General features: G+C 32.4%; 8 protein-coding genes. 2 read left to right on the forward strand and 6 right to left on the reverse strand.

What is annotated here, in order from left to right; all coding sequences use genetic code 11:
• Positions 1-627 precede the first annotated feature (627 nt).
• The 5 genes from PFY10_06300 to PFY10_06320 form a co-directional block, all read right to left on the reverse strand.
• A complete protein-coding gene (locus PFY10_06300; protein ID WBV58050.1) occupies positions 628-1,140 on the reverse strand; it encodes a hypothetical protein in 513 nt (170 codons plus the stop codon).
• Complete coding sequence (locus tag PFY10_06305) at positions 1,121-4,774, reverse strand: DUF6443 domain-containing protein (GenBank protein ID WBV58051.1); 3,654 nt, start codon at positions 4,772-4,774, stop codon at positions 1,121-1,123. The genes PFY10_06300 and PFY10_06305 overlap by 20 nt, the downstream gene beginning before the upstream one ends.
• 79 nt (positions 4,775-4,853) lie before the next feature.
• Positions 4,854-7,610 (reverse strand): hypothetical protein, encoded by a 2,757-nt coding sequence (locus PFY10_06310; GenBank protein WBV58052.1) that lies wholly within the window; start codon positions 7,608-7,610, stop codon positions 4,854-4,856.
• 7 nt (positions 7,611-7,617) lie between these two features.
• Positions 7,618-9,243: a T9SS type A sorting domain-containing protein gene (locus PFY10_06315; protein ID WBV58053.1), complete on the reverse strand. Its 1,626-nt coding sequence runs from the start codon at positions 9,241-9,243 to the stop codon at positions 7,618-7,620.
• A 261-nt stretch (positions 9,244-9,504) separates the two neighbouring features.
• Complete coding sequence (locus tag PFY10_06320) at positions 9,505-10,050, reverse strand: hypothetical protein (GenBank protein WBV58054.1); 546 nt, start codon at positions 10,048-10,050, stop codon at positions 9,505-9,507.
• A 92-nt stretch (positions 10,051-10,142) separates the two neighbouring features.
• Here PFY10_06320 and PFY10_06325 point away from each other — a divergent pair, with 92 nt between their 5' ends.
• Complete coding sequence (locus tag PFY10_06325) at positions 10,143-10,451, forward strand: helix-turn-helix transcriptional regulator (GenBank protein ID WBV58055.1); 309 nt, start codon at positions 10,143-10,145, stop codon at positions 10,449-10,451.
• Between the two features lie 203 nt (positions 10,452-10,654).
• On the forward strand, positions 10,655-11,917 hold the full coding sequence (locus tag PFY10_06330) for a DUF4263 domain-containing protein (protein ID WBV58056.1): 1,263 nt from the start codon (positions 10,655-10,657) through the stop codon (positions 11,915-11,917).
• Between the two features lie 33 nt (positions 11,918-11,950).
• On the opposite strand, the gene PFY10_06335 is transcribed toward PFY10_06330, so the two are convergent.
• On the reverse strand, positions 11,951-13,561 hold the full coding sequence (locus PFY10_06335) for a reverse transcriptase domain-containing protein (GenBank protein WBV58057.1): 1,611 nt from the start codon (positions 13,559-13,561) through the stop codon (positions 11,951-11,953).
• Between the last annotated feature and the right edge of the window lie 346 nt (positions 13,562-13,907).

Raw genomic sequence — 13,907 nt, forward strand, 5'->3', positions numbered from 1 at the left:
ACAAATTTAAATCTATTTCCAGAATTTTCTGGTCGTCATTACAGTAGTTTCTTTCATTACCATATTTCCATTTGTATATTTATGTTACAAAGCTACTTTCAGGCCCATTAATCTTAAATACTAAAAATATAAATCCGAGAAAGTGTATCTTCTCGGATTTATATATAGATTGTTAATCTTTATTCTGGCACGAGCGTGACGCTCGCGCCAGCATGGGGCATTGAGTTTACGAGCATTTTGTATTTACTATATACTTCTCCTAAATATAGAAAAAATATGGCATTAGTAAATTCAATGGCAAAAAGCTTCCTTATCCTTCTATTGGAGTAGCCAAAATATTGCTAAGATTTTAGGAATTACTATCAGTTATCTTCTAGGAGAAACTGAGGAAATAAACATCTTTAAAGATCCGGCAATGCTCAACCGTTTTAGCGACATCAAAAAACTTGATCCGAAAATAAAAAACATCTGCATTCTATTGTAAATGGCTTATTCAAGCACTCAAAATTAAAAATATTACTCATTATAACACAAAACCCTCGCAAATTGGGAGGGTTTGTTTTTGTCTATCGACACGAGCGAGACGCTCGCGCCAGCGGTAGAAAGCAAGCTGGGGAAGATTATCTATTACAAAGTGTTTTTTGCAGAATCACTTTGTTCTGAAGCATCCTTAAAGATCATAAAGTTTTTAGTATTTCGTATTTCATAATCCACAGTTCTTTTCAATGGTTTATTATCATTTATATTATATATATTAAATTCTAAACTATCAGCCTGTTGTTCTTCAGGATATTTTGAAACCTTTTGTTTCAAATTTGTTATACAATTTACATCTATTGAACTATTGGGTAAAATAAAAATATCTTGATCGTCAGAAAATTGAAGATTTAAAGTATCTTTTTTATAAATAACTTTGTACGAATCTATAATATCCTGCAATTTTATTTTAATAGTATCTCTGCTATTATTTGATAAATAAAGGAAATTCTCTAGATATAGATCTAAATGATTATTTTTATTCGCCTTGTAAACAACATATTGATAATGAATTCGTGTTTCAATTTTTTTTTCTTCTTGCTTACATGATATAAGAGAAAGAATGAATAGATATATAAAATTTTTAATTGCCAGTTGCTCCATTTTTAACATCTTTATAGTTACTTAATATTAATTTTTGATAATCGAGAGTAGTTTTCTTAAATGTAGGAGAATTAATTTGATTTTTGTACAAAATTAAGTGCTCATTTCTTTGAGCAACATCTGAGTCATCAATAGGAGATTGCATGTTTACAGTTAAATGGCTAACCTTACCACCCTCATGTTCTAGAGTACTTATTAAATTATATTTATCATTTAAATAGCCATTTAAATGCCCATTAGTAACAGTAAAGTTAATTGTTCTATCATGTTTTATTGTACTTAAGACTCCCTTATAAGAATATGTTCCACCATTAAAAGTATTAAATGTTCCACTTTTTAAAATAGGTTGTCCACCTTCCCACTTCTGACCATTCCATACAGAACCTGAAAATTCTCCATTTCTGAGGTTTGCTAAATCTACACCAGCCGCTTTTGCATAATATTTTGCTATATTCATAATAATAGAAAAATTATTTTTATCAAAAATATAATCTTTTAATTCTACAGATAGCCAAGGAGCTGTATTTAGGGCCCCTGTAATAGGGTTTTGAAAATCAATAACAATATTATTTGTTTTTTTATTATCCGTATATAAAAACTTTCCAAATTGATTAAAATGATCATCAGGAGGATTATTATCTCCATTTCCAAATTGGCTGAAATTAAACCCAGTAAAATAATTATTTCCCAATTCAGAGCTTAGGGACATGCTTGCTTTATATGCTGAAAACATCTGTCGTGCAGCTTCTCCTGTATAAGTTGTTACGTCATTTCCATCCGGATCAATAAACATTATAGGATTATTTACAGCATAATTATAGGGACTGTGTCTTCTATATTTTTCAGACATAGCATCTATAACTCCCCATCTTCCTAAGTCTGGCATATAGAACCGTGCTCCATAATCATAGAATCCTGTTTCCTGGATTTCCTTCCCATTATATTTATAATTATTATATCCCCCTAAAAGACCTTTTCCTTGTCCAATATGATTCATCCCAAATGCATAATAGTTATTGGTATCGGTAATTTCAAGAGCACCTGCGCTGTTTTTAGCATAGCTCACCCTGGCATTTCCCAGGTGATCTTTGTACTGGTAAATATAGCGGTTTTCTTTAAAACTGTAATACCCTTCAGCAGTTGGAACAAAATCAAGAATCCATTGTGGATCCAATGGTACTGGTTCTAAAACAGGATCTCCATCTTTAAATGCTTCCTGTTCAAATGCCACACTGGTTTTACACCATAAGCAAGTGGAAGATTCATAATAACTGTATTGGAAACCATCCAAATAATCAATTATATTTTTTGTTGTAGGCTTACCTTTCCCTCCACCTCTCGTATTCGTCTTACGAATCTTTACTCCATCAGCACGATATAAATAGTTTAATCCAAAATTAACAACTCCGGAAAAGGGATCATTCTGAGTAATTGAATATGAATCTGGTAAATTAAGATAATTATAGGCAATTGTATTAATTCCTTTATCCTTCATATTGATCATATTACCGTTAAGGTCATAATCAATGGGATTATTTCCACCCTCATAACCGGTGTCATTCATTGAATTTTCAATCACTTTATCCAAACGATTTCCTGTATATTGGTAATCAAGATTATCAACTACCGTAGGAGTAAGTTGTGATACGGGAACAGCTGTACGTTTAAGGTTGTTTATATTTCCATTCAGGTCATAGGTAAGATATTCGTCATACTTACCTTCATTTCCTGTAATGGGCTCATTATAGAGAGCTTTTTTTAACCTGTCCAGATTATCATACTCATAGTTGTATCTTTTTAATATATCTTCTGAAGCATTTTTCCAATCTACTTCCGCGATGTTTCCGTTAAACCTTCCTGGTGCAATGTTGGTGTTAACAGGATTGTTATACCTCATTTCGTACCCAAAGAGCTTACCGTTAAGATTTGCAGGATCATTGATCTTGGTCAGCCATCCCTGGATGTTATACGTATAATTAATAATTTGAAGTGGCGATGCAATGCTTGTTCCACCTACTTTTTTGCTTCTTAATTGAGATAATTCATTGTAATCATTCTGTGTCAGAATTTCTTCTGGGTTACTATCTACTTTGTGTTTATTGACCAATAACCTGTTTTGATTGTCATAGGTAAAGGTCTGGGTAATTACCTTTTCAACATCTGTTGCCAGTCTTTTGTGGTAAACCTTGGTTTGTTTTGCTAACCCTGTAAAATCAAGTTCTGATTCTGTTTTCGTATATCCACCTAAATGGTTGACTGAATAAGTCCCTATAATCCTTCCTTTATTGTCATAGAAGTTATAGCCACTAGTCCAGTTATCATCTTCTATATTTTTAACCAGTGTCATTACTGGAAGGCCTTTAGTACTTATAGAATTTCCCGTAGAATTATCCGTAATTACAGAACTTCCTAAAATATCAGTTGGAAAAGTTGGATTAAAACTATATACCGGATAGGTATCATAATAGCTAATACTCAAAAGTACATTGATTGAATTGGGATAACTTGTGTTATTATTACTATAATACACTCCACGGCCACCTACAATAAATCCTACAGAAGCCATTCTTACTACATTATTATTCCCTTTAGCATCTACCAATGCCTGTTCAGCAACTCTTCCTGCTGTTCCGTAGGCTTGCGTTGATGTATAAATTCCAGTATAAGCGATTCTTCCAAACTGGTCATATTTTGAAAAAAACCATTGCCTGGAATCTCCCATTTTGGCATCCTGGGTCATTATGAGTCTATTCTGTTTGTCGTAAATAAAATATTCCCAGCCTTTTCCTGGAAGCTTCTTTTCAACCTGCCTACCTTTACTGTCATATTTATATTGGTAACAAAAATTGTTTACAACGGTTTCATTAAGAGTTCCTGCAGAGGCCATTGGTGGGATAACATAGACAAGTTGCTTGTAGTCATTGTAAAGATAGTAGGTATCGGCATTTTGTGACGCATTTATTACCTTTCTTATCAATACCGTTTGTCCAGAACCGTCTTTAAATTCTATGGTCTTGTTTCCATCCTGATCTGTCACCGTATTTTTCATTAATTTCCCAACAGCATATTCAGAAACGGTATATTTCAGTTCATTCTTGTATAATTTTTCGGTTAGATCCCAGGTCGTTACCACTTCATACTGTTTGACATGGTCGGCTAAGCTATTTATATCATATCCGAAAGTAATTGGCTTATTATTCCATGCATTTCCTACCTGTCTTTGATCAAAAACCCTTTCCAAGGGAGACTTTTCAAGGGTCTTCTCTGTATATGTTTTTTCACCTCCATAAAAATTGGTAGCATCCGCTACCGGATAAGGAACCATTCCCGCACTTTGAGGATAAATATTTCCATTAGTAGTAGACAATTGTGGAACCGGAAGATAGCTTCTGGTTTGCTTTCCCAATTCATCGTATACAATGGGTGTTACCAAATCCTTTCCTGTAGGTGTAGCTTTTATGCCCACAATCTGTTTTGGTCTTCCCAAATAGTCAAGATACTGTACTGTTTCGAATTTCTTGATACAATCCGCATCTAAACAGGTTGCACTTTGTATATAGTTTTCCGTGCTTGTTTGTGCATATGAAAATCCTGCTACAAACAATGATATGTATAATATTATTCTTTTTCTCATAAAGTTTTGTTTTCTGTATTCCTGTAATCTGTACTTACTTATCACTCATTATTACATTTTACGCTAATACATTTTACATTTAATGTTTGTAGTTATATCTATATTTTTTTAATACTTTTCCGTTTTCATCGATAACCTGATCCAGCCTGTTGGCACTATCATATTTATAAATCTCACGGATCCCTGAAGGAGGGGTCATACTTTTCATACCGATCAAAGGATCATAAACATAGGTTGTGATCTGGTAATTTCTGAGATTGGAGTTATTTCTGAAAAGGCTCAAAGCATTCTGCAGATTCTGTTCAGATACATCATCTTTATCAGCATCAGATTTAGCTATAATATCTGCTACATATGAATTTATTTGACTGTACGTCGCGCCTTCAATCTTAGCAATAGGCAGTGTCTTATTATAACCCCAAACTATTGAAACAGGGATTCCGTCTTTAGTCGTATACTGTTGTAAATTCCCTTTGATATCATATTGATTGAAAATCGTTTCTGACGCAAGGATATTTTGAGTATCATAAGAAATGATAGAAGATGGAAACTTGTTAGCAACATTATCATATTTTGTTTCTGATTTTGACATTATTTTTCCTGTATCAGAAGGTGTTTTCTTTATTACAGAAGTTATTTCCAAAGGAATACCAATCATATTGGCTCCAATAAGCTTTTGATTGTTTTTATCCAAAGCATATTGATAAGTTGTTTCCTCAATTGTCCCATCAAAAGAAATAAGTTTTTCAAGATTTATCTTATAATTACTCGTATTTCTTACAGTCTCTGATTGCGATTCACTTATACCATTATTAAAAAAAGTTTTAGAGTTTATTTTTTGATTTTTTATCCATGAAGTGTTCATATAAAAATTACCTCCCATCCACGTCGGAATTGACAAATATGTTGGAGATGCATCATCATTGATCGTATATTCAAAAACATCTTCAGTAATCTTTTGATTCAAAGAATTATATATCTCTTTTTTTTCTATTAGACCACTTCTCATAATGTTAAAATATGGCCAGTAAGCCCGGTCATGATCAGCAGTTGGCTGAGAAGGATAAGCATCAGCTGCTTTAAAGTAATATTTCGTATAACCATTTCCATTAGTTACTTTTACATTTTTATAGACAGCTATTGGATTTACAGGTTTGAGATCTGAATTTGATCCCATCTCTGTATAATATCCACTAGTGATTGAAGGGTCATCAAATTTGTTGTAATTATACTCTTCCATTCTGGCTGCAACCAAGCCTACAGATTCTTCATTAAAATATTTTATACTCCTAATCCTTAGCAGCCTGGCTTTTCCAGCGATCAAATTAACCGTTTCAATAGGGTCCTGGTCATAGTAAAGCGCTTTAAAATTAATTGGGCCATTGAAGGGAGCTGAAGGATCTGAATTTTCTAAAGAAACATAGTATTCTCCTGGTGGATATATCCTTTTTTCCATTGATTGCGAGTTAACATCTAGTGTGAAGGGAAGCATTTTATAAGTGTTTCCTTCTTTTTTAAAAAAATTCAACGACCAAAATCCAGAAAGAAGCTGTGAGGGTATATTTATCATTATTTCTTTATTTTGGGTAAGAGTGAAATAATATTTTTTAGTACTGGCATTAAATTGATCAAAAGATACAGTAGCCAATTCTACAGGTGGTGATGTATATGTTTTTGTAATATCTGTATAATAAGAACGAACAAGATCAAAATTATATTCAACCATTCCTGCGGTTGGTAATTTAACATTTTTTAATACTTCTAATGATTCTTGGTCACCCTCAGAAATAGGACTTGATACTAATTGATAATTAAATGTATACTTTTCAATCTCATTTTCAGCAGCATCCACTTGCTTAAAAGCTCTTAGTCTTCGATTGGGTGAGTAATCATAATCAAATTTGTATCTTTTAATAAATTGATTATTAATATTTTTTAAAACAATATTGTTAATGCTAAATCTATCGGTCTTTTTATCTACCGACTCATTTTTATCATAATTTAACTCTATGATTCCTCTATCTTTAATTTCTATTTTGCTAACTTTGTTCGTTTCTGATTCTATGACTAAATTTGAAGTACCTGGTACATATTTTGTGTCTTTTAGGTAACTATATTTTACAAGTTCTTGATTGTTTTCATCCAAAATAGAATTTAAATAAAAGGCACTCCTATAATTTCTATCGGCATACATTGATCCTTCCAATGGGTGATCATACATCCATACACGCATTGTTGAAAGATCATAATTTTGAAATTTGTATTTAATTCCTTTATCATTTGTTACAGTAAAAGAGTCAAATATTAAGGTGGAAGTATTGCTTGTTCTTGTATATTCTAATTTAGAATTAAATGGACTTAACTTTATAATTTCAAATACATCGCTTCCTTTATTTCTCAGAACTCTGAATTTCCCTGTTTCTCCAGGAATACTAAAATTGTAAATATCATCAAATTCATTTTTTATGTAATAAAAGGCTGATGAATTGTCAAATGATTCATCAAAATCACCCAAAACTTCTCTAGAGATAACACCTTGTCCTAATAATGCCCAACCCGTTCCTACTTCTCCCGACCACATCTCCTTAGAAACATTTCCTGTATGGTAGCTTAGTTGTAAATTAACACTTACAAACTTATTATTTGTAGATACCTCAAACAAAGAATAGGATATATCTGGAACTCCAGTTTGAACAGAAACAGGAATATTATTATAGGTAGCCAGCGAAGCTACCGAGGGTACAGGCATTATACCTATTGTATTTTGGCTTTGGGTCTGACCATGATATAAAGTATATGCAAAAATGTATATCAGTAGTATATATATATTCCTCATTGGTAATTTATTTTTTAATCAATTTAGCATTAGCCGTTTTATTCGTATCCGTTTTGATCACCACCAGATAAGCACCTTGTATCAATGGCTGTGTATTAATCTTCGTAACCTTATTCTTGGTTTTTAGATTCTGAAGCTGTCTTCCGCCCATATCATACAAAGTAATATCCGCTTCCCTGAAATCAAAGCCTATTTCTACATAAGCATAATCAGATACCGGATTCGGGTAGATCTTGATGTCTTGTCTTTCGATTAACTGATCCAGTTGTTTATCTCCCAGCTTCACAATCTTCCAGTTCTCCTTCCCTAATTCCTCTGCACTGGTTCCTGCTAAAATGATGGAACCATCCCTGTTCAGCTTAATATCCGATAATCTCTCCTCTCTTTTTCTGGATTCTCCCTTCACATGCTTTCTCCACTGTTCATTTCCATTATGATCCAGATACAGCATCCAGAATGTTTCATCATCTGTTTCTATTCTTCCTTCTGCCTGAGTATATCCACCCAACAATATTCCTTTAGTTGAGGGTTGAGAGTTGTCAGTTGATAGCTGATTTAGGGCAGTCATACCCATCAAAACATCCCTGTTTTTGAAGTTGTAGGATTTTTGCCACTGTTCATCTCCTCTTTCATTTAAAGAAACCAGCCACAAATCTGTTCCTTCTTCTATTCCTACTGTTTTGTTTCCGGATCTCTCACTTCTGGATTCTCCTCCGATGAGATAACCGTTTGAGGTTAAAACCAGTGTTCTTAGATGATCATCTCCTTTTCCTCCCAGGTTCTTTTCCCATTCTACCTTTCCCTCTTTGTTTAGTTTTATGATCCAGTAGTCTCCTTCACCAAAGTTTTCAGTGGTTTTTGCATAGCGGGATACGGAACCTGAGGTTCCTGTGGCTGAGTTTTGATTCCCGGAATCGGAAACACGAAACTCTGAACTTCTTGAATAGATTCCCAGAAGTGCTCCTCCGTCTCTTGTGGGGATCATCTTTTCCACTTCGTCTAATCCTCTTCCTCCTAGAATAAGCTGTGAGAGTTCTTTTCCGTTTTTATCCAATCTGATAACCAGGATATCTTTTGAACCATAGCCTTTGGATGCATTCTGAACATTTCCGGCTACAACAAATCCTAAATCTGTGGTTTGGATAACCGATCTGGCTTCTTCATCAGCACTTGTTCCCAAGGTCTTCTGCCACAATTCATCTCCAAATTCATTAATCCTGATGAGCCAGATATCTGATCCTCCTTTGGAGTCATCTTTTTTATCCGATCCCTTTCCGGAATATGAGGTTCCTGAAATTAGAAAGCCTCCTTCCTGCGTAGCTACGGTAGAAGACAAATAATCATGATTGTTTCCTGAGAAATATTTTTCCCAAACCTGGTCTCCCTGTTGGTTCAGCTTCACCAAATGAAAGTCGTATCCATTATTTTGCTGGGTATTGCTTCCTGCATCCTTCTTCTGGTTTCCAGCCTGTATGACACTTCCTGTTATCAGATACTGCTGATCGATTGTTGTGGTTACCTGGCTCAGGAAATCCTGGGTAGAAGATTTGATGTCTTTTTGCCAAACCACTTCCTGGGCTGATAGCCCGGAAATAATGCACGTAGAAAGTACACTGAAGTAGAGTTTTTTCATCCTTTATGGTATATATTTTTTAGTTTAATTCCGTCTGATATAAAAGCGTGCAAATTTAACGCTTTTTATGACTTGTTAATTTCACTTTAAAAAGATTTAATATGAATTACATCATGTTTGATTATTCATTTACAAAATGTTACGATTACCATACTGCAAAGATATTGCTGTATAACGACAGAAATTGACGCATTAAATTTTGAAGTGTAAATAATCAAGAAAATACTCAAATGATATTTTGAGAAGTTTCGCATAGTCTTCTTATCCTGAATTTGTACCTGCCATTTTCTTTTCTCTCCTTCTTTCAAGGATAAGGTGTGCCGCATCCAGCATTTTAACCGTATGGATATACGGCATCACGATATTCCTTTCCGGTAGATTTTCATAGACACCCATTGAGAAATAGACGATTCCGGACATAAAATAATGAAATTCTTTGGGGGTGTATTCCCTGAATGCTGTTTTGAAAACCAGCAGCGGATTCCGGTATTCCTTCTCTGAAAGCAGGCCAAGAACCCACGGGGAAATCTTTTCCGGCCGGGTATCAACCGTCCATTTCCTTTCCTTCAGCATGATGAGATAGCCAGCCCGGATCAGTGACCTCATCGACTGGTAAAACTCAAAGATGACCGCCGGATCTTCATGGATCCAGCTATTCCTTTTTACCGCATAATTCATCATGTTGCTGAGCCTTTCTTTGGAAACATCCAGCTCATTGAATTGAAAGAAAGCTTCCATCAGCTGCAAGCCGGAAGGCATCTTGTTAGCCCGAAACCGAGGATCGAAATGTGTTTTTATCTTTTTCATGTGTTTGTATTTTTTTATAAATGTAATAAAAAAATAAATAAAAATACATATATGTGTTGATGAAAAATTATAGAAAGTCCAAAATTTACTAAATGTATAAATGGGAAATAGAAGAATTAAAGTTTCAAATTGGAAAGCTTATTCAATTATATAGGTTAAAAAGAGGGCTTTCACAGTTTCAGCTTGGAAATGAGCTCAATATTTCAAGTAACCATGTTGGTAGAATTGAAAGAGCAGAAACGAATCCAACCATTGAAAGTCTTGTCACATTCTGTAATTTTCTTGAAATTGATCTATTACATTTATTTACAAAATTAAATGAGAAAGAATTAAAGAGGATTGAAATTGAAATCGATCAGCTACAAAAAGAATTTAAAAATCAAAATAAGAGAAAATCCTGATGAAAGTTAGGATTTTTTTTGTTGAAACTTTAAAGAAATTCCGTGAAAATACTGACTCAAAATTTCATAATGATTTATATTTTTGTTGTTTACGGGAAACCATAGGAAAATAAGTATACAATTTTGTATATTTGGATTATTAGATAAATTTTCGATAAGTGTGAAACTATTATACAACAATTTTAACCAACTCCCACTCATAAATGGCAATAAAAGGAGAAATTTTAAAAAAAACATTAATCTCTAAAGATGTATATCATTACATTGACGAAGAAAATTCAATAGATTATATTTCTAAGGAAATTTTTAAAAAAGTTGATGAAGAAATTCATTATCCTAGAGGATTTGATAGCCAGCATAAGTATAAAACTATAAGGAAATTTATATATAAAGGCTTTAAAGGTAATTTACCCGTTGGTGTTGTGAAATCATTTAAATTAGGATATGGTTTCACAAAAACATTAAATCCATTTGCATTTTACATAAACGATAACTTCCACATTGAAGAAGTAATAATTGAAAATGAAGGAATAACAAAGCTAGATAAGAAGAATAGAAAATTATTTTTATCTGAAAAAGATTTGGAATATTTAAATAAATCATTCAGTGAAATTTATAAGAAAAATAAAGGTGAAATTAGTTTAAGTTTACAGATTGGATTAAATAAACTATTTCCAAGGAATTTTAAGGCACCTGAAAAAACATATGTCGAAAATGATCTAGCATCTTCAATAGCAAAATGGGGAAATTCAATTGATGAATTTTCAGATGCAGATAAAAGTGCAATTCAAGACTTATTTGATAAATTATCTTTAAGCACAGACTTTTTGTCAACAGATTCATTAGCTAAAACAAAAGAAATAGTTGATAGTAAGTATATACAAAAAACTCTTAAAAAATTTGATGAGATTTATTCATTAAAAAGTAATGCTGATAATTTGGAACAAAAGTGGCAGGAGTTTCTAAGAGATAATAGTTGGGTCCTTTCAACAATATTTGCACAACCAGTTATTTTACATAAACGAGAGGCGTATGTTGGTGGTAAAACTTTAGATAATACTAACGGTAAATATAACGACTTCTTATTAAAAAATTTAAGTGACAACGTTTCATTTCTAGAAATTAAAACTCATAAAACCAAATTGACTGAAAATATAGCCTACAGAGGAGATGATGTATTCGGAGCTTCAAAAGATTTATCTGGATCCGTTGCACAAGTGCTTAATCAAAGGGATAACTTTCAAAAGGAATTTTACAATTTGAAAGGAAAGAATAAAACAAAAGAAAATTTTGAGACTTTTAATTCTAAATGTATTGTATTAATTGGAAATTTGAATGATTTATCAGAACAACAACGCTATTCTTTTGAAATACAAAGAAATAATTATAAGGATGCTGAAATTATAACTTTTGATGAACTAAAAGAGAAAATTCAAAGTTTACAATATTTACTAAATCAGAAATAAATCACATTCTCTGAATTTCAATTTTTTAATTAATTATGATTTAAATTGTTTGCTAATACATCTAAATACAATATGCTTTCTCTTCTTTATCTGATTCATAAAGTGCTCCTCCTCAAAAATTGAACAGCACCGTTTTACATAAGAATAATAATTGGAATCTTTTTTAGGATTTGTAGGCCTATAATGAGAAAATTCATAAAAGCCTCTTTCATTTTTTCTTAATGAGCTAAATTTCCTTCTTAAACTTTTTTTCTCAGAACTTTCTGAATCACTTATTTTTAATGGTCTATTATATAATTTTTTAACCTGACTCATAAAAATCGCTTTTTTTGTTTCAGGATTTTTATCTAAAACCTTTTTAATCCTATGACACCTACGCTTTGTAACTGAAATTATTTTTCTGTAATATTTTGATAAATTAGCTGATTTAATTACAGTTTTATAGCCTCTAAATTCAAAACCTAAATATAATAATGGAGTTTCCGTTTCAAGGTTAGTTTTTTTATCAATCTTAAAACATGCTAATCTTGTATTGGTATGTTTTGGAGAATACATAACATTTCTAAAAATAAATTTTTCAGTTTTATTTTCACTAATATTCACTTTACTTTCTTTTACAAGAGCATAAATATATTCCTCAATAAATTCTGATTGACTAGGTTTGCAAACTACAACAATATCATCCGAATATCGTCTGTAATACACCCCCCTCTCTTCAACAAGATCAGTTATAATTTTCAAATCAAAGTCGTATAAATACAAATTTGCAAGTAAAGCACTAATTGGTAAACCTTGTGGAATTCCAACATTAATTTTATCCTTCGAGTAAAAAGGATTTTTATAAATACGTAATTTTCCCTCCTTAATTGTTCTCCGAAATTCTTCATTACTTTGAAAGAAGCATTTATATCCTTTTTCTTTTCTAATCTTTGCAAGTTTTGATTCATCAAAGCCCAACTTTCTTCCATTTCGATTATTCCGGACTCTTAAGTCATCAAGCAGAACATATCTAAATTTTGTACAAGCTTTAAACACATTATAATGGTCTTTTGGAAGCTCATCAACACCTAAAAGCCACTTCCATTTTTGTTTTAAGAATTGATGATTCAAACTTGGAAAGAAGCTTTTCAAATCAAACGTTAAAACACAAACTTCTTCACCTTTACCCCTCTTCTTGATTTCATCAAATGCTTCTTTTGCAAAATGGATTGTGCTTTTTCCTTTTTTATCTTCTTTCGAGATTTCAATTTTACGATATGCGTTTACTGAAGAATCTAATTGGGGATTTTCCTTCAACTTTTTTTCATATAATTCGTCAAGTATTTCTTTGTAATATCCATAAATCAAAGCATCCATATGACTGGCATAATGTAAAGGTCTAAGCTTGTTTGATTTTTCAGCTTTTCCTGTTTTCTCATTCACATGACAGTGCCTTCTACCTCGAGTTTTGTGTTTTTCTGGATCTGCTTTCTTGTATTTTCGATCGATTATATTTGTATGAATAAGTGGATAAAACGCATACTTTGCAACAAAATTTTTATTAATTATGTTACGGTAGTAATTTTGCCATTCTTCTCCTATTTTCAGAGAGGGGGAAATGTGTAAGTAGCCTTTTTCTTTAAGCCAGCTAGGTTTCTCATTCATAAAAAATACTTGCAAAAAGTCAATAACGTTTTATAATTACATACAGCTTTCGCTCAGATAAGTACCCAAATTATTAATATTGAGTCATTGATAATTCCGTAATTGGTGGAAATAGTATTAAGCATAGCAGAGACTGTAATCCCAGAACTAATAGTTATACTGATAAATTATGAAGACAAAGATGATAAAGTTAATAAATAAAGTTACCCTTTTGGTAGTTTCAATAATTCTTAGTAAATTGGTACTGATTTCCTTTATATCGGGCTGTCCTTTCGGTGAGCCTTCGATGAAATTCGCTAACCTTATAACCCACTTGTTATAAGTAAATCTAAAAAGATCTTTTATC

Origin of the sequence: Chryseobacterium daecheongense (assembly GCA_027920525.1) — a bacterium.
GTDB lineage: Bacteria > Bacteroidota > Bacteroidia > Flavobacteriales > Weeksellaceae > Chryseobacterium > Chryseobacterium proteolyticum.

Coding starts and splice junctions, on each gene's coding strand:
- PFY10_06300 (WBV58050.1), bottom strand. CDS start 1,140: ATGGAGCAACTGGCAATTAAAAATTTTATATATCTATTCATTCTTTCT.
- PFY10_06305 (WBV58051.1), bottom strand. CDS start 4,774: ATGAGAAAAAGAATAATATTATACATATCATTGTTTGTAGCAGGATTT.
- PFY10_06310 (WBV58052.1), bottom strand. CDS start 7,610: ATGAGGAATATATATATACTACTGATATACATTTTTGCATATACTTTA.
- PFY10_06315 (WBV58053.1), bottom strand. CDS start 9,243: ATGAAAAAACTCTACTTCAGTGTACTTTCTACGTGCATTATTTCCGGG.
- PFY10_06320 (WBV58054.1), bottom strand. CDS start 10,050: ATGAAAAAGATAAAAACACATTTCGATCCTCGGTTTCGGGCTAACAAG.
- PFY10_06325 (WBV58055.1), top strand. CDS start 10,143: ATGTATAAATGGGAAATAGAAGAATTAAAGTTTCAAATTGGAAAGCTT.
- PFY10_06330 (WBV58056.1), top strand. CDS start 10,655: ATGGCAATAAAAGGAGAAATTTTAAAAAAAACATTAATCTCTAAAGAT.
- PFY10_06335 (WBV58057.1), bottom strand. CDS start 13,561: ATGAATGAGAAACCTAGCTGGCTTAAAGAAAAAGGCTACTTACACATT.